Consider the following 26,132-nt stretch of genomic DNA (forward strand, 5'->3'; position numbering starts at 1 on the left):
CGCTCCGCAAAGATGATGGAAAGAGCACCTCAGTGGCCACAACTCCCGCTGCGACTCGGCGCAGCGCGCCGCTTCCGCGTCGCCAGCGAACAGGTCTCATCGCGCTCGCAGTGCCGGACCTCGAGGAGCCCTACTTCGCCGAGCTGACCGCGCTCCTGGTACGCCGCGCGGACGCCCGCGGAGTGTCGATCCTGATACAGCAGACCGAAGGCGACCACGACCGCGAGGTGAACATCGCCAATGGAATCGGGCTCCCCCCGATCGATGGGCTGATCCACATCCCGCGCTCTCTCACGGTGGGCGACCTGACGCGCCGAACCTCACCTGGACCCTTGGTGCTGGTGGGCGAGCACATCGAGGCGAGCCCGTTCACGCACATCACCATCGACAACCGCGCGGCCGCCTACGACGCGACCGCCCATCTGGCGGCAGCCGGATGCCGGCGCATCGCCTACATCGGTCCCCGCAACACTCACCCCTCGGATGCCGCGGACCGCCGCTACACCGGATACCAGGACGCCCTCGCCACGCTGGGACTCGATCCGGACGGCGCGCTCGTGGCCCAGGTCGACTCCTTCACTTCAGGCGAAGGTCTCCGGGCCATGCGCACGCTCGTGGGCCTGGGCGTCTCACTGGACGGCGTCGTGTGCGCGAACGACTCCGTCGCGTTCGGTGTGCTGGCCGCACTCCACGACGCGGGACTGCGGGTTCCTGCAAATGTGGCGGTCATCGGCATCGACGACGTGCGCGCTGCACGGACCTCCGTGCCCGCGCTCACCTCCGTGGCGCCGGACAACGACGCGATCGTCGAGACAGCGCTGAGCGAGCTGGAGCGCCAGATCACGACGCCTCCCGGGGTCGACCTCCCGGTGCGCCACGTGATCGTGAAGGCAACGATCATCCCCCGTACGAGCACGGCACGCTGAGTTCCCCCCACGGAGCACCCGGATCACCGGTACAACGTCACCGACGAGCGCGTGTCGGTGCGAATTCATCGATGTCGACGTCATCGACGACGATCTCGGTTCCGACGGGGACCACCCACAACTCGCGTACGCGCGCGTCGAGTTCCGCGCGCGCTTCCGGCGCCAGACCGTCGTCCGTCACGAGCCGGTCGACGTCGTTCAGATCGAGGATCGTGGTGAGACCGACGATTCCCCACTTGGCGGAGTCCGCGAGCACGACGGCCTCTCCCCCGGCCGCGACGAGCGCGCGATCTGTTTCGGCCTCCAGGAGATTCGTCGCGGTGAATCCGGCGCTGATATCCATGCCGTGAACGCCGAGGAAGGCGATGTCACAGTGCAGATGCTCGAGCGTGCGTACCGCGACCGGGCCGACCAGCGCCTCGGACGGAGTACGCACGCCACCTGTCAGCACGACGGTCTGCGTGTAGGGCTCGTCAGCGCGCGCGGGGCGCGCGAACAGGTCGGCCACCGGCAAGGAGTTCGTCACGATGGTGAGCTCGGGCACGGAACGCAGTTCCTGCGCCAACGCCCAGATGGTGGTGCCGCTCGAGAGAGCCACCGCCATTCCGGGCTTGACGAGCCGGGCGGCGCGGCGGGCGATCGCGCGCTTCTCCAGCGGCATCCGGCCCTTGCGCGAATCGAAGGCTTGCGCACCGGAGCCGGTGGCTCGCGGGAGGGCGACACCGCCTCGAACCTTATCGACCAGCCCCTCTGCGGCGAGCGCCTCGATGTCACGCCGGATCGTCATCGGGCTCACACCGAGTTCGTCGGCGAGCAGCGAGATGGACGCTGCCCCGCGCCGGCGGGCTTCCTCGATGATCCGCGACCGTCGTCTCGAGACCAGCACGGGCGCTCCCTTCGGCTCCATCGTCAGTCTGCCATGTCTGTCGGGCCGTGGCCCTGGCGATACGCCGCGGATGCTCCCTGATCCACGAGAGAGTCATGACTGCCCGCGGCTCAACGATCCTGGTCCTGTCAGGTACAGGAGCGTACCGCCCAGATCCAAGAACTCGGCGAACTCCTCCCGCAGATCCGGATCCTCGACGGATGCCAAGTCCGACGACACCATCCCGATCTCGGTGGGCATGAACGCCCGCGCCAGACGGAACGTCCTGATCAGCCCACCATGGATCGGCAGCACGACCGCGTAGAGGGAACGGTCGTGGGCCAGTTGCACGGCATCGCGGACGACGGCCCAGGATGACGGATCCCACGGCGCGGGAGTCAGCAGGATGCACATCGGGCTCAGCTTGTGCGCGACCGCCTGAGCGGCGAAGTTCGGGACATAGCCCAGCCGTTCACCCGCCTCGATCACGCGCCGGACATTGGGTGCGGAGACGGCGCGGCGTGAGCCGTTGAGAACTCGCGAGGCCGTAGACGGCGACACGCCTGCCTCACGCGCCACATCCTTCAACGTCGGCAAGTCATGCATGCGCTCGACTCGCCAACGCTGCGAGGAGTTCGTTCATGGAACGGTCGACCGCGGACATCCGGGCTTCGATGGGCGCGTGAGGCCCGAGCGAGACTTTCACACCGACGAAGCGCGGCGTTCCTGCCGCTTGCAACGTTGCGCGAATCGCCGAACCATCCAGTAGCGAGCCATCGGCAGGATCGTCGACGTCGACGACCGGGAGATGGAAGTCGGCCCACGCGCCGCCGCGCTGATCGGGACGATCGCTGCAGCCGGAGAACATGATGCCCTCCAGCAGCCCCGCCTCACGAACTTCGCGAGCATGCGCGAGCGGCGTGAGGACGCTTCGCCCCTCGATTGCCGAGCGGCCCCAGTTGACGACCATCCGCACGCCGCAATCAGCGCGTGCGATCGCGGCGATCTCATCTCTGAGGTGCAGAAATCCCTTGGAGGTAGGACCTGGCCTTGGAGCATCGCAGTGCTCGACGACGACTTGCGCCCCTTCCCAGTCCCACCCGGCGACCTCGGCGAGCGAGTCGCCGAAGCACCCAGGGTCTCCGCCTGAGGGGGCGGAATGCAGCTCGATCGCACGTACACGGGGCCGCCCGCCTCTGTCGTTCGCTCGACGCACCTCGGCAAGCGCGTCCCGTGCGTAGGCGATCGCATCCGACCTGCCGCCCCGGCTCGCCGATGCGAGGCCGAACTCAGGATCGCCGGCCAGCCGTCGCACACTCCCGCCGACGAGCGTGAACACGAGGTCGGTGCACTCGGGTCGTGGATCGAACGCCCACGGCGGCTGCTCTTCGTCGATCGAGCATTCGAGAGCCTGGACGACCTCGCGTGCTGCCAGCTCATCGAGGACCTGACGCTTCGCGCGATCGTCCAATCCACCGAGCAGGGCGTACGCGCCGAGCACGAAGAGCGGCTCGGGCGTACCGGCTGGATCCGACATCGAGTTGCTCATTCCTTCACCCCGGACATGCAGTAACCATATTATGAATCCATGACTCATATCGAGTGTTGGTCGTCACTTCCGCGTCGGCGCGTCCCTTCGCGTCGCCCCGCCGGCGTCGGAGCACGCTCGTGACGGTTCCGAGGATGGCGCTCGTCGGCGCACACGGCTTCGGCAGCGTCCACCTCGAGCGGATGCTGCGAATACATGGCAGCGGGCGAGCCCGCCTCGTGGGAGTGGCCGATCGCCGAGTCGTCGACGGGGACCTGCCCGTCCCGCAATTCCCATCGCTCGCTGCCATGCTCGACGACCGCGCCCCCGACATCGTCGTCATCAGCACGCCGATACACACACACCTCGAGCTCGCCCGCCTGGCGTTGACCAGCGGAGCCGACGTGCTGGTGGAGAAGCCCCCCGTGACATCGATCTCGGACTTCGATCTGCTCGCTGAGGCTGCGCGGGACGCGGGCAGGCAAGTCCAAGTCGCGTTCCAGACGCTGGGATCGACGGGGCCGGCGATTGTTCGGTCGCTGATGGAGTCGGGAGCGATCGGCACGGTCACGGGCATCGGAGCAGTCGGCCTCTGGCAGCGGACCCTCGGGTACTGGCGGCGCTCGCCCTGGACCGGCCGACGCGATCTCGACGGTACGCCGGTCCTCGATGGCGTCGTCGCGAATCCACTTGCACACGCCGTCTCGACGAGCCTGGCAGTCGCGGGGTGTGCCGCAGCGACGGATGTCAGCGGAATCGACCTGGATCTGTACCACGCGGCGCCGATCGAAGCCGACGACACCTCGTCAGTGGTGATCACGTCGAGAGACGGGATGAAGGTGGGACTGGCACTCACCCTCGCGGCGCCCGCCCAATTGCCGCCATGGATCAGCGTCTTCGGCGACACGGGTCGCATCGACTACTACTACGAGGAAGATCGCATCGTCGTCTCCCAGGAGGGGAGCAAGCCGGTCTCCTACCGTGCGGTGCGCACGAACCTGCTCGAGAACCTCCTGGACCACCGTTGCGAAGGGACCAGTCTGCTGAGCCCCCTCAGTAGATCAGGAGCGTTCGTCGCCGTGCTCGACGCCGTCCGCCGCTGGCGACTGCCCAGAGCCATCGATCAGTCCCAGGTCGAATGGAGGGGAGCCGGCGGAGAACGGCACGCCGTGGTTCGAGGGATCGAGCGCTGGGCGCGGCGTGCGGCCGAGCGGCAAGCAACGTTCGCGCAGTTGGGAGCCCCCTGGGCGGCGGCGGTGTCGCGGGTTCAGGAATGAAGGCGGGCAGACTCTGATGGCGACCTCCAATGCCGGGTGCGGTCCCGGCTGCGCCTGCGGGGCCCCGGAACGCTCGCGATTCCTCGCGATCGGTCACTCACGGCCCGCGGCCCGTCCGGCAGCCACCGATGGACGGCACACGATCGAGCAGAGCACGATCCCGCCAGGAACGTTCACGATGGGCGACTCGTCCGGCGATCGAAATCCAGCCGACGGGGAGGTGCCGCTGCATCCGGTCACGCTTCAGAGGTTCTCCATCGACGTGACGACCGTCACGAACGACGATTTCGCACGGTTCGTCGACGCCAGCGGCTACGTGACCGATGCGGAGACGTTCGGATTCTCCGCGGTGTTCCACCTGGCCGTTCAGGCACCGCGCGAGGACGTGATGGGTCAGGCGTCCGGAGCGCCGTGGTGGCTCGGGGTGCGCGGCGCCGACTGGGCCCACCCCGGCGGACGAAACTCCTCGATCGACGGCCTCGGCGACCACCCGGTCGTCCACGTGAGCTGGAACGACGCACAGGCGTACTGCGAGTGGGCAGGCCGCCGACTGCCCACCGAGGCTCAGTGGGAGTATGCGGCCCGCGGCGGCATCGACCGCGCGAAGTACCCGTGGGGCGACGAAGAGGTCGATGCGGGTGGCTGGCGCGCGAACATCTGGCAGGGCGACTTCCCCCGTGTTAACACCGGCGAGGACGGCTATCTCACCACCGCTCCGGTGCGTAGGTTCCACCCCAACGGCTACGGCCTCTGGCAGCCGGTCGGCAACGTGTGGGAGTGGTGCGATGACTGGTTTCATCCCGACTACTTTCGCCGCTCCCCCGATACCGATCCGGAGGGACCCGAATCGGGGACGACGAGGGTGCTGCGTGGCGGAAGTTACCTCTGCCACATCTCCTATTGCAACCGCTACCGCAACTCAGCGCGATCGCAGAACACGCCCGACTCGTCGATGGGCAACGCCGGCTTCCGGACGGTCGCCACGTGAATACGGACCGGCGTTTCCCCGCATCCGTCTTCCGATACGGCACGGAACCAGACGCTCGCTTCAGCCTCGCGAATGAGCGCACCTTCTTGGCGTGGATCCGCACCGCGCTCGCCCTCATCGCCGGAGGCGTCGCGCTAGAACTGCTCGGCCTGGAATTACACCCGGGTCTCCGTCTCGGCGCGAGCCTCATGCTCGTGAGTGTGGCCATGCTGCTCCCTGCCCTCGCCTGGCTGGACTGGACGCGCACCGAACGCGCACTGCGCATGGCCGAACCGCTGCCGGGGTCATTGCTCGGACCAGCGCTCGCCGCCGCAGTCACCATAGCTGGCATCCTCGTGCTGCTGGCGATCCTCCTCGCATGAACGAGCTGTTCGACCCCGGCCTGCAGCCCGAGCGAAACGAACTGGCTTGGCGTCGCACAGCGCTGGCGCTGGGCGTGGGATCGATCGTGGCAATGCGGCTGATTCCCAGCGCGCTCGGCAACGGGTGGTGGGTCCTCGTTGGGGCTGCCGGGCTCGCTGTTTCAGCCTTCTTTTGGCTATCGGCGCGCCGACGTTATCGCGCGGTCAACGTGGCCTTGCGACGTGAGGGAGAACGAGCAGGGATGCCGGGGGCCAGCAGGATGTTGGCGCTCGCGATCTTCACGTCCTGCGCAGGAGCACTTAGCCTCACCATCGCAATTGCCGTCGCCGTCTCGCCCACCTGATGCACGGCTGTCGGTTGCACGCGACAAGTGCCACCCAAGGCGCAGAAAGTCCGCAGAATCCTCATTCGAACCCATTCAGCACCCCTCATCGGTAACTCGACTTCCGCATGATTCTGCGGCCCTAGCCGGACCTGACGCTAGGCTGCGCGCCCGGTGCTGCTCGTCAAAACTACCGCTGGCGACGTTCGGGCATCTGCTCCCAGATTCACGGAGACCTCAGCCGACGTGGCGTTCCCTCTCCCCAGCGTCGTGGTTCGCCTGTCTGTCCGTGGAGGCTCATCGTCGGTTTTGGGTCGACAATCGGCATGAGAGGCGGGCGGGGCGGCGAAGTGCCGCGCGAGGAGGGGTTGCTGATGAAAGGTCATGGGTGGGACGTGGGTTCGATAGGCGGCTAGCCACGGCCGAGCGCCGGGGATGTCAATGTGGAGCACGCGCAGCGCAGCGAGCATGAACGACATTGACATCACCAAGCGCAGGCTGAGGATGGGCCGTCGAGGCGATGGCCTGTCGTGATCACTCGGACGTGTCGCTGGTGACAGGGCGGAGCGCGCAGCGCGAAGTCCGCACAAGAGCGACCACACGGAACGAGGCCGTGACTGACCGCTACGCCCTCGCCGTCCGAGCGAAGCCGTCCGAGCGAAGAGTGGCTCTGCATCTGCCCACACTTTGCCCACACTTCGTCGCAATCGACCGTGACTCACGAAAGCAGAAACACTCTCAGGGAACCCCGGCTTCCGCGTAATTCCGCGGTTCTCGCGGCTAATTGATGCTCGCGGCTGGCACACCAGTCGGGTTCGACTCCCGCCGCCGTGTCCAGCGTCGAACCGCAATACCCGTGGAACATCTGGGAAGTCGAGTTCCTCTCCCTGCAACCAGCGCCCGCCCGGACGCACGCTTGATAAGCGAGACAGCCCAGTCCCGCAGCGGCGCATCGAAGATGCTCGGCGTTGAGACATCCGCCAACTCGGCGACTCGCTGCGCGGACCAAGGTAGGGGCGGTCGCCTGTCTGACGCAGGAGCGCACGTCGCGCCCGTTGATCGACTAACCCGAACGCCTAGTCGATGACAAGTGCCACTGTGACGGTCTTGGAGTTCCCGGCGATGTCGACGGCGCTGGCGCGGAGTGTATACGTGCCCGCGGCGAGCCCAGGCGGCACGGGCCACGTGGTCTCGAAGCTCGGCGCATCGATGCTCGTCGTGGCCGGCGTCGATCCAACAGCGGCAATCAGTGTCGAATTGCTCGCGTCGTAGAGGTTCACGGCTACCCGTCGCAGCCCAGCGTTGTCCGTCGCGCCGACGCGGATACCGTCACCGGGTTTGGCGGGGGCAGACACAACAAGATCGGGTCTCGAGTTGTCTACCCGCACGTTGACCTTCAGCGTGGCGGTCTGGCCGTCGACGTTTCGGGCCGAGAAGAGCATGTAGTACGGCCCGTCGGGGAGCGCTCCGAAGTCCGCAGCCGAAATCGTCAGCCGGTCGGTCGTCGGAGCCCACTGATAGCCCTTGATCGACGGCACCTGGGACCCGTCTCCGATATATAGCTGGGCGTCGTATGCCTGTGGAGAGGCGGATTCGACGATCATCGTGACGTCGATCTTGCCCTTTACCACCGCCCCTTCGACAAGGGATGAAGCGACAGCAGGCGCGGGATCCGCCGGGGGAAGTGTTGCCGGCGAGAGCAGCACGCTCCAGAACCTTGCCATCATCGAGAGATAGCCAGGGTCGGTGATGCGATCCTCCGAGCTGTCGAGGTAGTAGAAGACGTTCTCGCCGTCGACGTTGAGCACGATGCGCACTCCGCCCGGCTCGTTGATCGCGCCGATCTGCACCTGCTTCGTGGTCCCGAAAGGGATTACGTCATTCGGGTAAGCCGGCCCGCCGACGCTCGTGAATCCCGTGACCGCGCCGAAGATGACCGTGCGCTCTCCGTCATTGAAGCGATGCAACTCGATCTCGTTGGGCTTGATCACTACCGCGTAGGTGTCGCGCAATGCGGTCGACGCGTCCTGATTGCGGAACTCAATCGCCTCCCAGCCGGACTCGCCCTCGATCGTTAGGTCGAACGTCAGCAGCTCGTCGCTGAACTGCTGCCCCGTATACGTGGCGTGCCCGGAGGGCGTGGCCAGCCGTACCGAGCCAGACGGGAAGGTAACACTGCCGGTGGAGGCCGAGGCCGACCATCCCGTCGTGTCCGCGAGCGCTGCGCCGAAATCATACGGGGTGACTGCGAGTCCATCGTCGCTGCTGCGGGTCACGACCGCGATGTCGAGCGATGTCGAGACCCCCGCGCCGGGCGAGGTCAGAGTGAGTTCGGCCTCGCCTTCGGCGAGCGCGGCGAGCGTCCCGTCGACTTGCACCTCAACCACTGCCGGGTCGCTCGAGACGATCACCACATCGGTTAGCTCGACCTCGCGGTCAAGGTCCGATCGGCCAAAGTAGTCGAGGGCGAGGGATTCGCCGACGATCATGTTGCGCCCGCTGGCGAGGACGTTGCTGAACTCGATCGAGGTCACGACGTCGTCAACGTAGACCTGTGTCATGAACGTCCAGAGCAGTTCGCCCTGCACGACGCGGGTCTCGATCGTCGTCGCTCCGCGAGCGATTGCCTCCACCTCACCCGTGCCAGACACGGTCGCGACGGCCTCGTCGAGCGAGCGGTAATAGACGTCGACTCCGGACAGGCTTGCGGCGTCGCCCTTGTTTCGGGTTCCGGACATTGCCAGCTGCACGGTTTCATCCGACTCGAGCGCCAACTCGGACTGTACGGCGAGTCGTTCCACGGCTAGCGCGAACTCGGTCCGGTCGGCCGGCAGGACGCCCGATTCGTTAATAATCTGTAGCGCCTCGGTGGGCCAGTCGGCGTCCGGAACGACGTGTGTGTTCAGCACGGGGAAGGCCGAGGTGAACGAGGTGTTCACGTGCGGCGTGGTCGTGTAGTTGCCATCGAAGAGCAGGTCCGCTTCCTTACCGAAGGCCCAGTACGCCGGGAAGTCTTCCCAGATCGGGGTGTCAACCTGATCGACCACATTCTCCGTGAACGCCCAGTGGTTCGACGCATTGTCGGCGTACATGACGCCCCACTTGTCGCGCTGATTCTGCAGATAGTTCCGATTCACGCTGTTCATCTCGGCCTGCGACGCGCCGGTGTAGCCCACGGTGTAGATCGCGCCACCGTCGTTGACGCCGTGGCCCATGATGTCGTGGATGTAGTTCGCCTCGACGCGCACGTCACGCTGGCCAGTGCTCACGAAGTTGTACACGCCGTAGCCGATCGAGATTCCCGAGTAGGGCACATTGAAGATCTCGTTATTGCTGACGTCGCTGTCGACCAGGAACCCCGCTGCGATCCCAGCCGAGCTGGCATACTCGATGCCGATGTCGTGGATGTAGTTGCTCTCCATTGCGAGCCGGGCCATCACCGAGCGTTCGTCGGTCGGTGCGTAGATCTCCGGGTTGCGCATCGTGACCCGGCCGGCGTTGACTGCGGTGCCCGAGATGTCGAAGAAGCGGTTGCCGCTCACTGCGGAGTCCTGCACGCCGTCGAGCAATTGCAGCCCGGCGCCGCCGAGGTGGCTGAAGGTGCTACCGCGGAACGAGATGTCGGTCGCGTGCTCGACCGTGACCGCCGCGCCGATCAGCCAGTCATCCTCACCGGGGTACCGCAGGTGATTACTCTGCGTGTCGGGTACTCCCCATCCGGTGCTCGGGTGCATCCAGGTCGAGTAGGCGAACTCGACGCCCTCGAAGGCGAGTCCTCGGACGCTGTCATCCAGGCTCGCCGTCGTCACCTCGACGAGCTGTTCGAGCACGGGGACCACGACCTCGGCCTGCGCGAGGTCTTCGAAGACACGCGGCTTGTAGTAGACGTACTCGCCGTCCGCATACCATTCCCCCTCGTCGTCGAGCAGTTCGAGCGCGTTCTCGACGTAGACGGGTCCTTCGGTTACGGACGTCGATCCCTTCGAGGTGATCGCCGTCCAGCCGGGATCGTCCATGACGAACTCGACCGATGATGCATCGGGCGCGACCTGGGCGTTTCCGACCGTGGCGCGCGGCTGCGTCCACCGCTCACGGAAGACGAACTCGACGTCACCCAGGTTCGACCAGGAGGCCATTCCCACGTCGGCACTCCTAACCCCCTCGGATGTGAGGCTCGCGTCAGTCAGCGGACCTTCGCTCCGCGCACGAATGGCACGGATACCGTCGACGTACAGCTGTCGCGACTCAACGCCAACCGCGGGCGCACGATAGATGTCACGTCCGGCGTCATAGGTCTGCCAGTCGTCGATCACACGACCGCCGCTGAGCACGGGATTCGCGCCATTGGCCGACCGGTACGTGACCCGGTACTTTCCGTCGCCACCGTCTCGGGCATCGAAACGCAGTGTCTCGTCCAGCTCGTATACGCCATCGGCCAACACGACTTCGACATCGCCCGTGAGGTCCGTGCCGTCATCTGTCGCCTGCCGGACCGCGGCCTGAGCGCGTTCGATCGTGCGGAAGGGCGTGGCGATGCCACCATCGTCGGCATCGTCGCCGGCGGCGGGATCGACGTAGAACCGTGTCGTCACCTCGCGATCGACGACCTCGATCGCGACTGAGTCGGTGAACGTACCCCCGCCCGCGGCGGCTTCGATCGTGACGAGTCCCGGTGCAACCGCGGTCACCTGGCCTTCGGCGTTGACGGATGCCACGGACGGATCACTCGTCGACCACGTGACGGCCTGCTCGGAGGCGTCGGCCGGTTGCACCGTCGCGTCGAGCAAGTGCGTTGAGTCGACGGGCAGGACGAGGTTCGCCGGTTGCACGTCGACGCCGGCCACGGGCTGCTCGACGACCTGCACGGTCTGGCTGGTGGATACGACCGCCGACGTCAGAAGGTCAGTCGCCTCGACCTGCACTATGGTTGTCCCCGCCGAGATGCCTGCGATCACCCCATCCGATACGGTGGCGATCGCGCTGTCGGCTGTGCTCCATTCGTAGACGACGAGCGCGGTCGTCGCCGGTTCGAGGGTCACTGGAACGGATGCCTCATGCCCCCGCGCGACGGAGATGGTCGTCGCCGGAAGCGACACAGCCGTGAGCGGCGCAGGATCGGGCACTGTGACCTCGACATCGTCGATCATGAGGTCGATGGATCGGTAACCCTGGAACAATCCGAAGCTGACGCGCGAGACCGCCGTCTGGGCCGACTGGAACGCGATGCGTTCGGCGACGACCCGGCCGTCGACGGCGACGGAGAACTCTTGGGCAGTGGCGTCCAACAGGACGCGGAAGTCGTACCACCGGTCGGGCGAGTAGCGATCGACTACCTTCACCCAGGATCCGTCGTAGACGCGTAGCGACCCGTCGTTGTAGAACGCCACACGCGCCACGGTTCCGGCCGGCCCCCGCACTTCGGCGGCGTATGCAATCGCGTCCGCCTGCCCGGCCTTGGCCCGGAATGCGAGCACCGCGGTCTCGGCGGGAGCGCTGAGATTGGCTCCGGCGAGATAGGCCGAGGTGGATGCCCCGTCGCGGGCGATATGTAGGTAGCGCCCTTGCTCGGGGTCACCGCCGGCGACTTCAGCTGAGTATCCGGCGCCCGGCGTCGAGGTCGAGAAGGATGAGGGGTAGGCGCCGATGGTCTGCAGCTCGAAGTCTTCGGCGAGAGCGGGCGCCGGTTCGGCTGCCCCACGGTCGACGACGCTCAGTTCGTCGACTTCGAGCGCGGCATCGCCAGTGCCTTGATACAAGCCCACCTGCCACTGGCGCAACTCCTCCTGAGCGGTGCGGAAGGGCAGGTCCTGCGCCGCGGGAACGTCGTCGATCGTGACGTCTATGGTGGAGCTGGCCGCGTCGATATCGAGCTGGAAGCGGTACCAGGTGTCCGCCGTGTAGGTGCCGACCTGTTGCCACCCCGCACTGGTGAACAGGCGGATCTTGCCGTCGTTGTAGAACGCGAGCGAGGAGACCAGGTTTGTCTCACCGCGGAGTTGCGCGATGAAGCCGATCGCGTCGGTCTGCCCGGCCTTGGCATCGACGCGTACCGTGAAGTCCCCTACGGCGGTCGCTGTCGGAAATGCGTGGGTAACGTAGGAGGACGTCGCGGCTGTCGCCGTGCGCGCGACCCGGAACGCATGGTCACCCGACCCGCGATCGATGACTCCCGCCTCGTAGTTCGTCAATGTGGAGAGCCCGCTAAAGCTCCCGGGATGACTATCGACGACGTACTCGTCGAAATTCTCCTCGAACAACTCGACCGGGTCGGCCGACGCCGTGCCTGGAGCGAGCGTCAGCGTCAGCCCAATCGCCAGGGCGAACACGGCGAGCCACCAGCGCTTCGTGGTGGTCCGAGAAGAGTGCTCCACAGTGAACATGTCACAGATATTATCTGTGACATGTTCAGGTGGCAAGAGTCTGAGGGCGAGTGCTGCAGCGCGCCCACTATCCGGAAAGATGATGGCGTGATAACTGGACCGCCAATCGATCCCGAGATCGCGCACGCGTTGGCAGCGACCGACGAATGGTCCGCGCCGCGCCTCACGCTCACGAACATTCCGCAGTACCGCGCTCGTCAGCGGCTCCCCGATGTGAACGCGATCCTCGAGGACGCGGGGATGTCTCGATTTGACTGCAAGGTAGCCACCTTCGATGGCGTCACGATCGAGATGAGTGTCGTGCAGGGGCCCGCCCGGCCCGGGTCGCGACCGCTCATCTACTTCGTACACGGCGGCGGCATGATCACCGGACACCGGTGGGCGTGGTTGCAGCACTTCACCAAATGGTCGAGGCGCTACGACGCTGTCATCGCCACGATCGAATACCGCCTCGCGCCGGAGCATCCCGATCCCGCGCCCGTCGAAGACGTGTACGCCGGACTGGTCACCGCAGTTCGCGGCGCTGAGGAATGGGGCGCAGACCCCGAGCGGATTCTCGTCGTCGGTGTCAGCGCCGGGGGTGGGCTCGCGGTCGGCGCCGGCCTCATGGCTCGGGACCGGCACGGGCCGGCGATCATGGCGCAACTGCTTGCCTATCCCATGCTCGATGATCGCGATGAGACGACATCCACGCTCCAAGTCGACGGACGTGGTCGATGGGACCGCGCGAAGAACCGCGTCGGCTGGGAGGCTCTACTCGGCTCACGACGCGGAAGCGAAGATGTCTCGGTCTACGCGGCGCCCGGCCGCGCCGACGACCTCAGCGGACTCCCACCGACCTACCTGGAGTGCGGCAGTGCCGAGGTCTTCCGCGACGAGGACGTCGCCTTCGCCTCGAAGGTGTGGGCAGCCGGTGGAGAGCTCGAACTGCACGTGTGGCCGGGTGGTGTGCACGCCTTCGAGAGCCTCGCGCCCGAGGCGGCCATCTCACGGGGAGCGCTCAGCGCCCGTGCGGCGTGGCTCGATCGCGTGTTGCTGCCGCCCGAGCGTGGGGGTACGTGCGAGCCATCCGCTCGAACGAGCTGACCGAGAGTCGGCGAGGCGGTTGACGCGCTCAGTCCAGAGTCCAGACCAGCTCGAAGTCGTCCGATTCGGGCGCGGGAAGCGGTTCGAGCAACTCGCGCATGCGCGCACCCCAGGCGACCATTGTCGGGTCCTCGGTGAGCACCCGGCGCATGCGCCCGCGGTCGACGACATCGATCACGTGGAATAGGTCGAGCCCGCTGCGCCAGATTCGCCATTGGGTAACGCCCGCGGTAAGCAGTGCGACCGTGACCTCGGCGGGCGGGTGGCGGTGCGCCGCCTCGTACGCGTGCTCCATGCCGGGTTTCAGCCGCGTGCGCTTCGCGACCACGGTCGTGTCAGCGGGATGCGTCGCACCGGGCCACGTCGTCACCTCGGCCACCCAATACCGGGCAACTCGGACGCGGTGAGCAACCCGTCGGTGAGCGCAGCGTCGGGCCGGACCGGGTTCGTGAGCACTAGCGACTCATAGAACGAGTTGTTCGAGATCATCATGCACAGCGCCGTGCTCACCACGCCGGGACCATGTACCTCGGCGCGCATGCGATAGGCGTCGGCGACTGCGGCGACCTTGAGCGCACCGGTAATGCCGCCCTTGAGCTCGCCGCTCACGCGCACTCCTACGGCCGCCCCCGACGCGATGTAGTCGCCGGCGGACTGATGCGCCCCCTGCGTGATCTCGGCCAGGATCAGCGGCACCGCGACCCGGTCGGCGAGCATGCGATGCGCGGTGATGCTGTACTCGCTGAGCGGCTCTTCGAACCACTCGAATTGCGTGTCGCTCAACGCGTGCCCCAGGTACACGGCGTCGGCGAGGTCGTAACCGCCCGAGCCGTCGAACAAAAGCTGCACGTCTGAACCGACGTGCTCGCGGACCCGCCCGGCGAGCGCCGCATCGCGGCGGGCATCACCCCACGCATGCAGCTTGATCACGGAGAAGCCCAGCTCGATGCATTGGTCGACGACGTCGAGGTACTCGCTCTCGCTGCCGAACGTGGCGGTACTCGCATACGCGCGGATCGACTCGCGCGCGAACCCCGCGATCCGGTGCACCGGCAGGTCGAGCACCTGACCTGCTAGATCCCACAGCGCGACATCGACCACGCCGAGGAGGTGGGTGGGCAAATACTCCAGCCGGTGCACTTCCCAGACGCGCTTCCAGAGATGCTCGCGCGCGAACAGGTCCTGGCCCACGAGCTCGCTCCGGAGGTGACGTTCGACAAACGCGCCGGCCATCACGGCGTCGCGTACGTCGCAGCGACCCGTGTGGCCGGATTCCGAGGTGAGCACGAGCTGCCCCGGACGGCTGACCTGCTCACGACGAGGCAGGCCATGGCGCCAGTTCCGCACCTCAGTGCGCCCCTCGGGGCCACGCTCGATCGTGACATCGGTGATCTTCATCGTTGGTTCTCGTTCTCTCTCTGGCCGTTCCGCCCAGGCATGTCAGCCTCAATCGCGTCGCGACCACCCAGCCGCGGGTAAGCGATACGCGCCGTCTCAGCAAAGATCCAGGCGTCCGCGTCCGCGTCCGCGAGGTCGCGAGTAGCCGCTACTGCCCTGCGCAGCGGCGCGTTGGTGTCGCCGTGTCTGAGGCAAATCGGCCAGTCGCTACCAAACAGCAGCCGCCTCGGACCGATCGCGGAGGCGAACGCCGCGACGTGAACCGCGAACTCATCGTCGGCGACCGCCGACAGGCCGCTGAGTTTGACGAAGAGGTTCGGGAGACACGCGAGCACCGGGGGCAATGCAGTGGCGCGAGCGCGGCCTGCGATACGGGATTCAAGGTGCCGATTCGCGAGGTGGTCGGCGATGACGTGCAGGCCCGGGTGGGTTGTCGCCGCCGCGACCGCGTCGTCGAGCGCGGCGGGTGGTCGCCCAACGACGTCGAGTGCGAGACGGTGCATGGCGAGGATAGCCAGCGACTCGCTGACGGCTGGGTCGAGCGAATGCTCACTGGCGTGCGACTGCATTGAAAGCGGGGTCTGTATGGACCTGGCACCGACCAGTGCGGGGTGGTCGAGCACGTCGTGCAGCCTGGCGAGTCTCACAGGGTCGTGCAGCGGTAGATAACCGACGACGCCGAGGACCCGTGGCTCGCGCTCGGCGAGCTCGAGGAGCTCGCGTGTCTCGTCGAGCGAGTCCTGCGACTGGACCACGATCGACGCCGAGGCGGCCTGTTGGTCGAGATGCACGATCAGGTCGTGACTCGTGAAATCGCGATTTGTCGCCGCCGGACCCCGATCGAGCCACGCGGCATTGCGCAATGATCGTGTCCAGACGTGGACGTGGGAGTCGATCATGCGTCGGATTCCAACATCGCATCGAGGCGCTCCCAAAACACCGCCGGGAGCGGCATGCGCAGCCCGGCGAGATTGTCGGCGATCTGCGACGCGGACGCGGCGCCGACGGTTAGCCGTTCGACGGCTGGAAGTCGCGCTGCGTACTGCAGCGCAGCAGGCGCGACCGGCACGTCGAACTCCGCCGCGAGGCTGAGCACGCGGGCGAAAGCCGCGGCCTCCGCGTCCGACAACGCACCATAGCCGGACGCACGCAGCGGCGCACCGGCCAGCGCGCCGCCGTTAAACGGGGCGGCGTTCCAGATCGCCACTCCCGAGGCCTCGGCCCGCCGTGCGATGGCCGAGGCCTCGCGATTGATGAGCGTGAGCCGGCCGGGGATCATGAGCACGTCGGCCCCGCCGAAATCCAACGCGCGCTCTAGCGCCCGGATGTCCTTCGACGCGACACCGATGCGCTGCACGAGGCCATCGGCTCGAAGCATATCGAGCGCCTCAAGCCCGCGCGGGACCGCATCGGCATCGCCCGATAGGTCGGGGTCGTGCAGCAACGCGAGCTCGACCTGCGCGGTCTCAAGCCGCTCGAAGGACTGCTCGATCGAACGACGCACGCCATTGGTGCTGAAGTCCCATCGCGGACGAAGGTGTGAGGCGGTGTGGAATCCGGCCCACTGATCGCCAGTCGCGTGCGGTTCCTCGACAAGCACGCGACCGACCTTCGTAGAGAGTCGGTACGAGTCACGGGGTACCCCGCGCAGCGCGACCCCGAGCCTGCGCTCGGCGAGCCCGAGCCCGTAGAGGGGCGCGGTGTCGAAGCTCGTCACGCCGAGGTCGAGGGCGCCGTGCACGACCTGGTGCGCGTCCTCGTCAAGCATCGGTGCTCCGAGGTTGCCGATCGTGGCCGTGCCGAGCACCATGACCATGCTCGCCTCGTCAGGTCCGGCTTCGCCATTGATCGGCACATCGCCACCGATGCCCGGTGCGGGCATCAGAATCGCAGTCTTTCCGGCCAGGTGAACGCTCCGACCGAGCCGAGCTCGGCGATGCGCGCTGCGGCGAATCCGGCGGCTTCCCCGGTGGCGACCGCGTTCCCCGTCACGCGATAGCTTGCATGCGCGAAGAAATCCCCGCTCAGACACCGGCCTGCGAGCAGCAGCCCATCGACATCGGCGGCGACCAGAGCGCCGAACGGGATGCCGTACGGGCGCACCTCGGGCCGGTCTTCGAGGTTCGTCGCTGTGCCACGGCTTGGGTTCGTCGAATGCACGTCGACGCCGAAAGTCGCTATCGTCACCGAGTCTTCCGGTACGTCGCCGCGCACGAGGTGCTCGATTTCCACGCGCGCTCGGCCGTGAATCCGGCGGCCTTCACGGATCCCGATCTGCGCTGCTGTAGTGACCACGCGAATACCGGTCCACGGGTCGCCCAGCGAGCGCAGAGCGCGCACCGATTCGTCGATCTCACGTCGCGCCTGGATGGTGGCGCTCGTGAGGTCGTCGGCGTTCGACGATGATGCACCGTAGACGTGGTTCGCCATCAACGCGAACATGTCTGCTCCGAGGTGGAACAGCGTCGGCGCCCCGTAACTGGGCATGAACCCGGCGCGCGCGAACTCTGCCAGCAGCCGGGCCTTGCGATCCCGGTACGAGACGTCCCAGAACTGCCTGACTGAATCGGCATCGACCCCGGAGACTATCGACATGAGCGAGAGCGGCTGCGTCTCGCCATGTTCGGGGTCGCCGACCTCGTAACGGCACCCGGCGAGCGCCGCGAGGTCGCCGTCGCCGGTCGCATCAATGAACACGCTCGCCGTCCACGCCTCGCGACCTGACTTCGACTCGGTGACGAGGTCGGTGAGCCGTCCATCGTCTACATGCGCGGCAACCACCCGGGTGTGCAGCCGGATCACCACTCCCGCGTCAGAACACAGGCGCTCCAGAACGAGCTTCATCTGTTCGGCGTCGTAGAGGAAGTCCGAGGGCCCGCGCACCCTGCGGGCGCTGGCCGCATCCAGTTCGCGTGCGATGTCGCCGAGCACGCTGGATGTCTTCTCGGCATCGTGGACCGCTGAGAGCAACCCGACCGTCCACACCCCGCCGAGCGAACCGTGCTGTTCGATTAGGGCGACCCGCGCACCGCCGCGCGCAGCCGAGATCGCAGCTGCCACACCGGCCGGACCTCCCCCGCTGACTATGACGTCGAAGCTGTCGCGGACCGGCGTTCGCCTCGCATCCTCCGTGACGTACTTTGGTTGCGCGGCCGCCGTGTCCGCGGTGGAATTGGCGGCTTCAGCCACGGAGGGCACCGCCCATCATGTTCGAGCCCTTGAGCACGATCCGCTGCGCCAGTACGAGCACCAGCATCACGGGAAGCATGGTGATGATCGTGGTCAGGATGACCTCGGGGATGCCGATGTTGGAGTTGCTGATCACGTTCGGGTTCAGGTCGGGCGAGGTCGACGCCAGCACCGCAAGACCGACCGAGAGCGGGAAGTCGCTGCTGCGCAGCATGATGTACGGCAGGATGAATTCGCCCCACGACCGCACGAATGAGAAGAAGCCGACGAGGGCGACGATCGGCCACGACAGCGGCAGAGCGATGCGCGCGAAGATGCGCCACTCGCTGGCACCGTCGATACGGGCCGCGTCGTACACGTCCCGGCCGATTGTCGTCGAGAAGAAGATGAACGTGAGGTAAATGCCGAGCGGGAACACGCTGCCGGGCAAGATCACCGCCCACCTTGTGCCGATGAGGCCGAGGGCGACCATCTCGAGGAACTGTGGCAGCACGAGCGCTCCGCCGGGAAGCAGGATCAGCGCGAGGGTCGCGGCGAGCGCCGGCTTACGGAGCCGGAACGAGCAGGCTCCGAGCGCATAACCTGCCGGAATCGTGACCGCGAGGGTCAGTGCAAGTTGGCCAACGGTGAGGACGACGGTGTTCCAGATCCAGGAGTAGATCACACCGTTGTTGAAGGCCGCGACGTTCGCCCACGCGTTGACGACGTTCTGGATGGACCCAAAGCTCCATGCCGGCTGTGTCGCGAGTTCGGAGCCGGTCTTCGTGCCCGCGATGACGAGCCAGAGGATCGGGAGTACCGTGTATGCGGCCCAGAGCAGCAGAGCGACCCAGGCGAAGAGGATCAGCGCGCGCGATTTCGCCCGGTGGTCGACGCTGATCCGCATCCGCCGCGGTGGTTGTGTTCCGGCGACGACTGCCGCTGTGTCGGGGGCCGTGTGGGTTTCGGTGAGTGCCACGGTTTCAGATCTCAATCTTGAACAGTCCGGTCGTCCTCACGACGAGGGCGGCGGCCGCGAGGCCGATGACCAGGAGCACCAACGAGATCGCCGCCGCCCCGGGGAAGTTGCCGTACTGATAGGCGTACGTGTATGCGAGCTGCAACGGCGAGAAGTTGTTCCCGACGGCGCCGTTCGTCACCGCGACCATGAGCTGCGGTTCGGCGAAGAGCTGGGTCGCGCTGGCAACACTGATGATCAGGAGGTAGGCGATCCACTTTCGCAGGATGGGCAGCTTGATGTGCCAAAACACCTGCCACCCGTTGGCCCCGTCGATCGCTGCAGCCTCCTCGACTTCTTCGGGCACCGAGCTGAGCGCAGCGAACATGAGCAGGATCCCCTGGCCCGATGTCCACACCGCGATCAGTGCGAACAGGGCCGCGAGGCTGGCCGGGCTGTCGGGGCGGACGATGTCATAGAAGCCGCTGAAACCCAGCCACTCGAGGAACCCGCCGATCGGCGAGATGCGCGGTGTGAGCAGGAACATCCACAGCAGCACGCCGGCCACGCCGACCACGGCGTGCGGGAGGTAGTACAGCGTGCGGAACGTGGCGGCGACGCGCGGCGCCCTCGACTGGAGTAGCACCGCCAGCCCGATCGAGATGATCATCGTCGGGATGAGGAACAGCAAGGCATATAGTCCGAGGTTCGCGAACGCCCGCAGGAAGCGATAGTCGTTGAACACCTGCACGAACGTGTCGAACCCGGCGAACCCGCCCGTGGGTGACATGAAGGCAAGGTAGACCGTGTAGACCGCCGGGATCAGTGCGAAACCGGTGAGCAGCAGGAGGTACGGGGTCGCGAAGAACACACCCGCACGCGCCTGGCCTGAGTTGGGGTTCTGGCGGCGCCGCGGACGGCCATTCACGCGCACCGCACCTCCTGCTGTGGTCGTCATCCGCTTAGCGCTCCGTCTCCACGGTCCAGCCCGCAGCTTCACCCTCGTCGATGATGTACTGCTGCCAGGTCGGCACCAGCTCGGCGACTGTCTTCCCCTGTGCGATGCCTGGCATCACGACCTGGTCCCAGCTCGCACGAACCGACTCGACCGGCATCTCGAACCAGTAGTTGGAGAGGGAGTCCTGAGCCGCTTCGAAAACGTCTGCCAGCGAGCCGTCCTCGATCACGAAATTGGCTTCGTTGGTCGTGATCCAGTTGTCCTGTGCCGGCTTGTAAGCGGGCAGCGTCACGGTTTCGTCAGCCGTCTGGTACGGCCCGGTCGCGAGCCATTCGACGACGTCCGTCGCCGCCTGCAGGTACTCGCTGTGGCGCGAGACCGCATAAGAGACGCCACTGCTGTAGTTGAAGACCTCGTCCTCGTCGGCCCAGCGCAGCGGAGGCGCGACGCCGAGGTCACCGGGCTGCCAGCCATAGGCGTCGAGCAGGCGGAACTTGCCGACGTGGGCAGGACCGACGAGCATGGCGAGCTTCTTGGGCTCACCGAACTCGGCGATGAACTCGGGCGAGTTGCCCGCGAGCGGCGTCATGGCGCCAGCACCCAGGAGGTTGTCGACCATGCTGATAACGCGTTCGCATTTCGGGTCAGCGAGGTCGCTGAGGATGGTCAGCTCGTCGACCTTCTCTGCCTGCGGGCATCGCGACGGTGGGAACATGCTCAGCCGGACGGCGCCGTCGCTGACGATGTAGCCGGGGTGCTCCTGCGCGATCTGCAGGCCGAGGGCCTCGAACTCCTCCCACGTTTCAGGGATGTCGTACCCGTTCTCGGCAAGGAACGGCGCGTTGTACCAGAGCACGATGGGCGAGATGTCGTTCGGCACGCAACGAACGTCGTCGGCCTCAGGACTGCAGGACTCGACGACCGCGGGCGCGAAGTCATCGAAGAAGCCGTCACTGAGGTACGGTGCGATGTTAGCCGTGTAGTTCACCGGCGCCGAGCTGAAGGCGTCGATCTGGAACTTGTTGAGGGTGATGATGTCGGGCCATCCCTCGCCGGCCTGATTGGCGAGGAGCAGTCGCTGTTCGACGTCGTCCGGCAGGATCTCGATGGTCAGATCGACTTCGGGGTGCTCTTCGGCGTACATCTTAAATGCGGCCTCACGGGTCGAGTCGGTCCAAACGAGGAGTTCGGCCGGGCCCTCCTTCTGATCGACCTCAGTCGTGGGCTGTGCAGTGCCGGGCACGCATCCTGTGAGCACGAGACCAGCAGCGGCGGCGACCGCGGCGACCATCGTCAGGCGGGACGTGCGACGTTTGGTCAGCCCGGTCCGGTGGGCAATCGTCATTGATTCTCTCCTTCGTCTTTCGACTCCATAGAGCGTCGTCTACGACGCTATCGAAATCATCACATATCTTATCTGTTACCTGTCACGAAGAACCGGCCCCGATATCGAACCGTTATCTCCGCAGCCGACCTACCCCTTCGCGGAGCCCTTATACGCCACCAGCAACACAGCCCTGGTCTTCTCCCACGACTCGCGGATATGCGCTTCCATGGCCTTTGCGGCCGCGTCGGCATCGCGCCGCTCTACGGCCTCGAAGATCGCCTGGTGCTCACGGTGCGACTGCTCAACTCGATGCATAGGCACGAGCCCGGGGTACGAGTGGGTCCACTGGTGCGCGCAGCGCACAATCCATTCGCCGATAAAGTTGCCCGACTGCTCGAGGAGCACGTGATGAAACTCCCGATCGGCGCGCAGGTACGCGGTCGGGTCGGGCTGCGCTTCGACGAGCTTCGCAAACGCAGCGCGAAGCTCCTGGTCGCGCGCGTCGTCGAGCGCGCGCACCGTGCGCCGGACCAGCGCACCCTCGATCGCGGCGCGCACGTCGATCAGGTTCCCGGCAATCTCCAGTTCGGGGTCATGCTTGATGAGCGCGTTAATCACGATGGGGTCAAGCACGTTCCAGTCCGAGCGCGGACGGACTGTGGTCGGCTTGCCCTGCGCGATCGCCACCAGCCCTTTCTCCTCGAGCACGCGCAGCGCCTCGCGCACGACACTCCGGCTCACACCGAGCTCGTCGATCAGCTCTCGCTCGAAAGGAAGCCGCTCACCCTCGGGGTAAGCACCTACGGCCATGCGATCGACGAGCTCCTCTACGACGGCCGGCACGAGGTGCCCAGCTCGGACGATTGTCCCGCCGATAGGTCCGCCCGTGGCGCTTCGCGGAAGTGTGTTCGACATCGGTCGCCTGCCCTTCGATAGGTGAGATATCTTACATGTGACCCGCCGGATCGAGAAGGAAGACACGATGAAGCGACTTCACCCCGACGTCACCTGGCCGGCCCCGTACTCCTGGGTAGCCGACCCGGAATGGCCACGCTCGGACGGGATCACCGGCCTCACGCCGCGCTATGGGGCTGCCGAACTGCTCGGACTCGGCAATGACCGAGTCGAGATCCGCGTGACGGCGGAGCCCCGTGGAGCGTTCCGTCTGCGCGTGACGCCGATTGATCCGTCCGCGCAGCCGTACCGGGTGGACGACCGGGTGCTCGTACCAGAGCGCGCCGTGCCACGCCTGCTGGCCACCGAGACCGCCGACGCGGTGGAGTTCCGGCATGGCACGAGCACGCTCCGACTCACTTATCCGGACTTGACGATCGCGCTCGACGACGAGCAGGGGACGGCGCTCGCACTCACTCGCCTGGTCATTGACGGCTCGACTGCGTCTACGCGCTTCCGCATGGACTTTGTCCGAGGCGCCGACGGCCCGGTCCTCGGGCTCGGCGGCCGGATCGCGTTCCCTGACCGCTCGGGAAGCACGGCCGACATGTTCGCAACGAAGGGGTATCACCAGCGCGGCGACTATGGGGGCCTGCCCATTCCGGCGTTCCTCGAGCTCGGAGGCAGCGGGGTGATCCTATTGAACCCCCATCCGCACGTCTACTTCGACCTCGGCTACAGCGATCCGCGGGCATGGTCTGTCGAGGCCCCCGGCGGACCGATCGACCTCGTCGTTCTCGCACGCCCTACACCCACAGAGTGGACGCGGCTGCTGCACGAACTGACGGGGCGACCGCCGTTGCCGCGCCCACAGTGGCTCGGCACCTGGTTCTCATGGGCCGGCTACTCGTCGTCCAACGAGTATCGCGACTGGATGCTCCGCTTCGAGGCAGAACAGATTCCGATGGACGTGTGCGCACTCGACCTGCATTGGCGCGGCGGGAAAATCTTCGAGGAGGACGAAGGCGGCGAGGGGATCAACCTCGGCTGGGACCCCGAGAAATTCGGCTCGCATGCCGATCTGCTCGCGACGCTCGCCGACCAACAAGTCGACACCGTGCTGCACGTCAATACGAAGATGTACAGCGGCGCGCTCGCTGATCAGGGCCGACGCGACGGCCTGATCCTCGATGCCACCGAGGATCAGTGGATCGTCGATCTCGAGAATCCCGTCGCGGCGGACTGGGCGTGGGACCAGTACCGACCGCGGATCGAAGAGGGTGCCGCGGCGTGGTGGATCGATAACAGCGAGCGGGTCGAGGGCGTGCTGAAGAGCGGGATCCCGGCGCGGAATTACTACAGCAGCCTCTGGAACCGCTTCCTCACCCGACGTACCACCGAGCTCACGGGTGAGCCCGTCCTCACCCTGACGAGGGGGGGTTGGCTCGGCGACCAGATAGCCGCGCTGCCCTGGTCGGGCGACACAACAGCAGGCGTGAGCCGGGTCAAAGAGGACCTAAACTTCATCCTCAACCTCGCCATGACGGGCTTCCCGTTCGCATCCGTCGATCTGGGCGGGTTTAAGGAGCAGTCGACATCCGGTCTCGGCGTCATCGACACCGACGAGAACGTCATCCGCCGCATCGCACACGGATTCCTTTTCATCCCCGTCCCACGACTGCACAGCGGCGTGCTCACCGAACCGAAGCTGCCCTGGCGTTACGAGGGCAGAGCGCGCGATCTCCTCATCGAGTTCATCCGACTCCGTCATCGCCTGGCACCGACCTATCTGTCGGGAGCGATCGACGCCGTCGAACGCGGCATCCCGCTCGTGCGACCGCTCCTGTTCGACTTCCCCGACATCACAGCGACGCACTCGATCTTCGATGAAGTGCTCGTCGCACGGTCGCTGCTCATCGCACCCATCACCGACGAAGGGTGGGGCGAGCGTGAGGTGTTCCTTCCGCCAGGCTCCTGGTACGACTACTGGTCGGGTCGACGGTACGAGGGCGGGCGCGCGTATTTGGTCGACGCGCCACTGTACGAACGCGCGGGGCTGCCAGTGTTCGTGCGCGAGGGCGGCATGCTCGCGTCACGCGGGATGTCGCGGCCTCGTGAAGGCTTCACCGAACTCACGCTGAGCATCTACCGCCGTGCGGAAGATCTGCTCAGCACTGACGAACGCGACCCCGAACCGATGGTGTTTACAACGCCCCACGGCAGCCGCCTGATCCTCACCGTCGACTGGGATCGGGACGAGCTCACTCTCCAGACGACGGGAGACGAGACCTGGCGCTTCGCTTTCGACTTCCCGGTCGCCTCCGGTGCACCCCGCCTGCGCACGGCGGAGGGCCAGCTCGTCGAGCAGCAACTCGTGATCGCGCCCGGGGACCGCCGGCATATCAAGATCGAATGGGCGGCCCCCGCCTGACTCGATGTGCGGTGTGCCCTTCTTCGGGCAGTCCGTTCGTCGGCCATCATCGGGTCGATCGCGGCCCGCCGGCAGTCACCCGGGCCCGTTCGAACGATCTCGTGCTCCTGCTGTCGTCGACGACGACGACGGATAGACCATTGCGACGAATACTGGGGAACGACCCCATCGCGATGCGCTCGTTTTAAACCGTCGCCGACTCCTCCCGCACGTTGACGCCATGCTGGCGTCGCGGAGCGAGTGATGGCGCTCATCCGAGGCCCGTCCGGGGTCGCGTTGAGAGATACCGTCGAGCGTCCACGTGGACACATGGTGGACACAAGCTGGGCAGATCGGGCCCGAAACCACTGACCGAGGCCGAACGACGCGAGACGGCGGAAGCAATCGAAAACCCTTGATTTTGCGCGGCAGGACTCCTCACTCCGCGGAATCCCGCCCTAGACTTGACGCTCCGAAATCCCGCCAACCGCAGTTTCGAGTCCCGTTACTCGCCTCTCTATGTCCGCGCGCTCGACGACCGACGGGCGCTATCAGTCGCCGCCCTCGCCGCGCTTGAGTGCCCGCCTGAACTGAACTGCGCATGCAGCCAGCGACACGACGACAGCGAAGAGGAACCCGATGATCTTGAACGGCAACTCTTGCGGCATTACGACTGCCAGCACGAGACCAATCAAGATTCCCAAAGCGAAGCCTTCTCGAACGTAGAAGGCGGCAAACTTGGCGAGCACGGTGACCCCGATCGGACTTCAGAAGCGACTTCGACCATAGCTGCATGGATGTGATCCGCTAGCGCCCGCTCAGCGACCGACATGAGGGCGCGCCGATCGCACCGATGGGATGCTGGACGCATGGATGTGACCGGCGCGTTAGACCTTCTGAGCTTGATGCGTCCGGCCAACGTCGAATTGTCTGCAGAGACGGGACTACGCCACGATGCGGCCTACCTGCGAATCTGGCAGCCCGCCAGACCGGATCGATGGGGCGTCGTCTGCACCCCAGGTGACCGATGGTTTGCACTGCAGGTCGACGGCGGCTTCTCTTTGGACCATTTCGAGGAGGACACCGATGACGAAGATGTCCGTCGGCTGCTTTCGAACTACGTCGATCTCGCGGTCACTTATGTTCGCGGTGATATCACGGCCGCGAAGACCGGCCCGTTGCGCTCGCCGCGCGTGACACTGCCGACCAACAACGGTCCCGTTGACTTGAGGATGTCGGTGCTGGCCGGCTTTCGAGCCGCGATCACGCCAAGCCGCTGACCTG

At 66.1% G+C, this 26,132-nt stretch carries 22 protein-coding genes; 8 read left to right on the forward strand and 14 right to left on the reverse strand.

From position 1 onward, the window contains the following. Positions 1-110: 110 nt before the first annotated feature. Positions 111-926: a LacI family DNA-binding transcriptional regulator gene (locus ACI3KX_RS09990; protein WP_404909587.1), complete on the forward strand. Its 816-nt coding sequence runs from the start codon at positions 111-113 to the stop codon at positions 924-926. A gap of 37 nt (positions 927-963) precedes the next feature. Here ACI3KX_RS09990 and ACI3KX_RS09995 read toward each other — a convergent pair whose 3' ends face one another. The 3 genes from ACI3KX_RS09995 to ACI3KX_RS10005 form a co-directional block, all read right to left on the reverse strand. Further along, positions 964-1,833: a DeoR/GlpR family DNA-binding transcription regulator gene (locus ACI3KX_RS09995; RefSeq protein ID WP_404909588.1), complete on the reverse strand. Its 870-nt coding sequence runs from the start codon at positions 1,831-1,833 to the stop codon at positions 964-966. Between the two features lie 72 nt (positions 1,834-1,905). Next, positions 1,906-2,397: a LacI family DNA-binding transcriptional regulator gene (locus ACI3KX_RS10000; protein WP_404909589.1), complete on the reverse strand. Its 492-nt coding sequence runs from the start codon at positions 2,395-2,397 to the stop codon at positions 1,906-1,908. Next, on the reverse strand, positions 2,390-3,340 hold the full coding sequence (locus ACI3KX_RS10005; protein ID WP_404909590.1) for a DUF4862 family protein: 951 nt from the start codon (positions 3,338-3,340) through the stop codon (positions 2,390-2,392). Before ACI3KX_RS10005 ends, ACI3KX_RS10000 begins: the two co-directional genes overlap by 8 nt. 134 nt (positions 3,341-3,474) lie before the next feature. Between ACI3KX_RS10005 and ACI3KX_RS10010 the strand changes: the two genes are divergently transcribed. From ACI3KX_RS10010 to ACI3KX_RS10025, 4 genes are read left to right on the forward strand one after another with little or no spacing between them, the layout of a single operon-like run. Further along, positions 3,475-4,596, forward strand: a complete 1,122-nt coding sequence (locus ACI3KX_RS10010; protein ID WP_404909617.1) for a Gfo/Idh/MocA family protein — start codon at positions 3,475-3,477, stop codon at positions 4,594-4,596. A gap of 16 nt (positions 4,597-4,612) precedes the next feature. Then, positions 4,613-5,584, forward strand: coding sequence for a formylglycine-generating enzyme family protein (locus ACI3KX_RS10015; protein WP_331912836.1), 972 nt, complete (start codon positions 4,613-4,615; stop codon positions 5,582-5,584). Continuing rightward, positions 5,581-5,946: a YidH family protein gene (locus tag ACI3KX_RS10020; RefSeq protein WP_116194301.1), complete on the forward strand. Its 366-nt coding sequence runs from the start codon at positions 5,581-5,583 to the stop codon at positions 5,944-5,946. The genes ACI3KX_RS10015 and ACI3KX_RS10020 overlap by 4 nt, the downstream gene beginning before the upstream one ends. Next, on the forward strand, positions 5,943-6,290 hold the full coding sequence (locus ACI3KX_RS10025) for a DUF202 domain-containing protein (RefSeq protein ID WP_404909591.1): 348 nt from the start codon (positions 5,943-5,945) through the stop codon (positions 6,288-6,290). The genes ACI3KX_RS10020 and ACI3KX_RS10025 overlap by 4 nt, the downstream gene beginning before the upstream one ends. 1,055 nt (positions 6,291-7,345) lie before the next feature. Here the strand turns inward: ACI3KX_RS10025 and ACI3KX_RS10030 are convergent. After that, entirely contained in the window at positions 7,346-12,649 is a 5,304-nt protein-coding gene (locus tag ACI3KX_RS10030) for an Ig-like domain-containing protein (RefSeq protein ID WP_404909592.1), read from the reverse strand. Between ACI3KX_RS10030 and ACI3KX_RS10035 the strand changes: the two genes are divergently transcribed. Beyond that, positions 12,632-13,735: an alpha/beta hydrolase gene (locus tag ACI3KX_RS10035; RefSeq protein ID WP_404909593.1), complete on the forward strand. Its 1,104-nt coding sequence runs from the start codon at positions 12,632-12,634 to the stop codon at positions 13,733-13,735. The two genes, ACI3KX_RS10030 and ACI3KX_RS10035, sit on opposite strands and share 18 nt — an antisense overlap. Before the next feature lie 28 nt (positions 13,736-13,763). Here the strand turns inward: ACI3KX_RS10035 and ACI3KX_RS10040 are convergent, their stop codons facing one another. The 9 genes from ACI3KX_RS10040 to ACI3KX_RS10080 form a co-directional block, all read right to left on the reverse strand. Next, complete coding sequence (locus ACI3KX_RS10040) at positions 13,764-14,105, reverse strand: L-rhamnose mutarotase (RefSeq protein ID WP_404909594.1); 342 nt, start codon at positions 14,103-14,105, stop codon at positions 13,764-13,766. Beyond that, positions 14,102-15,133, reverse strand: a complete 1,032-nt coding sequence (locus ACI3KX_RS10045; RefSeq protein ID WP_404909595.1) for an enolase C-terminal domain-like protein — start codon at positions 15,131-15,133, stop codon at positions 14,102-14,104. Before ACI3KX_RS10045 ends, ACI3KX_RS10040 begins: the two co-directional genes overlap by 4 nt. Next, entirely contained in the window at positions 15,130-16,032 is a 903-nt protein-coding gene (locus tag ACI3KX_RS10050; protein WP_404909596.1) for an amidohydrolase family protein, read from the reverse strand. The genes ACI3KX_RS10045 and ACI3KX_RS10050 overlap by 4 nt, the downstream gene beginning before the upstream one ends. Then, positions 16,029-17,015 (reverse strand): aldo/keto reductase, encoded by a 987-nt coding sequence (locus tag ACI3KX_RS10055; protein WP_404909597.1) that lies wholly within the window; start codon positions 17,013-17,015, stop codon positions 16,029-16,031. Before ACI3KX_RS10055 ends, ACI3KX_RS10050 begins: the two co-directional genes overlap by 4 nt. After that, positions 17,015-18,322 (reverse strand): FAD-dependent oxidoreductase, encoded by a 1,308-nt coding sequence (locus tag ACI3KX_RS10060; protein WP_404909598.1) that lies wholly within the window; start codon positions 18,320-18,322, stop codon positions 17,015-17,017. Before ACI3KX_RS10060 ends, ACI3KX_RS10055 begins: the two co-directional genes overlap by 1 nt. Further along, the gene (locus ACI3KX_RS10065; RefSeq protein ID WP_404909599.1) at positions 18,315-19,280 is read right to left on the reverse strand and encodes a carbohydrate ABC transporter permease; all 966 of its coding nucleotides are present in this window, start codon (positions 19,278-19,280) and stop codon (positions 18,315-18,317) included. Before ACI3KX_RS10065 ends, ACI3KX_RS10060 begins: the two co-directional genes overlap by 8 nt. 4 nt (positions 19,281-19,284) lie before the next feature. Further along, entirely contained in the window at positions 19,285-20,217 is a 933-nt protein-coding gene (locus tag ACI3KX_RS10070; protein ID WP_404909600.1) for a carbohydrate ABC transporter permease, read from the reverse strand. Positions 20,218-20,221: 4 nt separating this feature from the next. Next, positions 20,222-21,562 (reverse strand): ABC transporter substrate-binding protein, encoded by a 1,341-nt coding sequence (locus tag ACI3KX_RS10075; protein WP_404909601.1) that lies wholly within the window; start codon positions 21,560-21,562, stop codon positions 20,222-20,224. 129 nt (positions 21,563-21,691) lie between these two features. After that, complete coding sequence (locus ACI3KX_RS10080) at positions 21,692-22,459, reverse strand: FadR/GntR family transcriptional regulator (protein ID WP_404909602.1); 768 nt, start codon at positions 22,457-22,459, stop codon at positions 21,692-21,694. A gap of 67 nt (positions 22,460-22,526) precedes the next feature. Here ACI3KX_RS10080 and ACI3KX_RS10085 point away from each other — a divergent pair, with 67 nt between their 5' ends. Beyond that, positions 22,527-24,869: a glycoside hydrolase family 31 protein gene (locus tag ACI3KX_RS10085; protein ID WP_404909603.1), complete on the forward strand. Its 2,343-nt coding sequence runs from the start codon at positions 22,527-22,529 to the stop codon at positions 24,867-24,869. Positions 24,870-25,399: 530 nt separating this feature from the next. On the opposite strand, the gene ACI3KX_RS10090 is transcribed toward ACI3KX_RS10085, so the two are convergent. Further along, positions 25,400-25,597, reverse strand: coding sequence for a hypothetical protein (locus ACI3KX_RS10090; protein WP_331912864.1), 198 nt, complete (start codon positions 25,595-25,597; stop codon positions 25,400-25,402). Positions 25,598-25,717: 120 nt separating this feature from the next. Here ACI3KX_RS10090 and ACI3KX_RS10095 point away from each other — a divergent pair, with 120 nt between their 5' ends. Further along, positions 25,718-26,128 carry a hypothetical protein gene (locus tag ACI3KX_RS10095; protein WP_404909604.1) on the forward strand — a complete coding sequence of 137 codons (411 nt, stop codon included), beginning with the start codon at positions 25,718-25,720 and terminating at the stop codon, positions 26,126-26,128. Positions 26,129-26,132: the final 4 nt, after the last annotated feature.

This window comes from Microbacterium sp. ZW CA_36, from assembly GCF_044987475.1.
GTDB lineage: Bacteria > Actinomycetota > Actinomycetes > Actinomycetales > Microbacteriaceae > Microbacterium.

What these genes read in the sequence shown, in the direction of transcription:
- ACI3KX_RS09995 (WP_404909588.1), bottom strand. Translation starts at nt 1,833, where the DNA reads ATGGAGCCGAAGGGAGCGCCCGTGCTGGTCTCGAGACGACGGTCGCGG.
- ACI3KX_RS10000 (WP_404909589.1), bottom strand. Translation starts at nt 2,397, where the DNA reads ATGCATGACTTGCCGACGTTGAAGGATGTGGCGCGTGAGGCAGGCGTG.
- ACI3KX_RS10005 (WP_404909590.1), bottom strand. Translation starts at nt 3,340, where the DNA reads ATGAGCAACTCGATGTCGGATCCAGCCGGTACGCCCGAGCCGCTCTTC.
- ACI3KX_RS10010 (WP_404909617.1), top strand. Translation starts at nt 3,475, where the DNA reads ATGGCGCTCGTCGGCGCACACGGCTTCGGCAGCGTCCACCTCGAGCGG.
- ACI3KX_RS10015 (WP_331912836.1), top strand. Translation starts at nt 4,613, where the DNA reads ATGGCGACCTCCAATGCCGGGTGCGGTCCCGGCTGCGCCTGCGGGGCC.
- ACI3KX_RS10025 (WP_404909591.1), top strand. Translation starts at nt 5,943, where the DNA reads ATGAACGAGCTGTTCGACCCCGGCCTGCAGCCCGAGCGAAACGAACTG.
- ACI3KX_RS10030 (WP_404909592.1), bottom strand. Translation starts at nt 12,649, where the DNA reads ATGTTCACTGTGGAGCACTCTTCTCGGACCACCACGAAGCGCTGGTGG.
- ACI3KX_RS10045 (WP_404909595.1), bottom strand. Translation starts at nt 15,133, where the DNA reads ATGAAGATCACCGATGTCACGATCGAGCGTGGCCCCGAGGGGCGCACT.
- ACI3KX_RS10050 (WP_404909596.1), bottom strand. Translation starts at nt 16,032, where the DNA reads ATGATCGACTCCCACGTCCACGTCTGGACACGATCATTGCGCAATGCC.
- ACI3KX_RS10055 (WP_404909597.1), bottom strand. Translation starts at nt 17,015, where the DNA reads ATGCCCGCACCGGGCATCGGTGGCGATGTGCCGATCAATGGCGAAGCC.
- ACI3KX_RS10070 (WP_404909600.1), bottom strand. Translation starts at nt 20,217, where the DNA reads ATGACGACCACAGCAGGAGGTGCGGTGCGCGTGAATGGCCGTCCGCGG.
- ACI3KX_RS10075 (WP_404909601.1), bottom strand. Translation starts at nt 21,562, where the DNA reads ATGACGATTGCCCACCGGACCGGGCTGACCAAACGTCGCACGTCCCGC.
- ACI3KX_RS10080 (WP_404909602.1), bottom strand. Translation starts at nt 22,459, where the DNA reads ATGTCGAACACACTTCCGCGAAGCGCCACGGGCGGACCTATCGGCGGG.
- ACI3KX_RS10085 (WP_404909603.1), top strand. Translation starts at nt 22,527, where the DNA reads ATGAAGCGACTTCACCCCGACGTCACCTGGCCGGCCCCGTACTCCTGG.
- ACI3KX_RS10095 (WP_404909604.1), top strand. Translation starts at nt 25,718, where the DNA reads ATGGATGTGACCGGCGCGTTAGACCTTCTGAGCTTGATGCGTCCGGCC.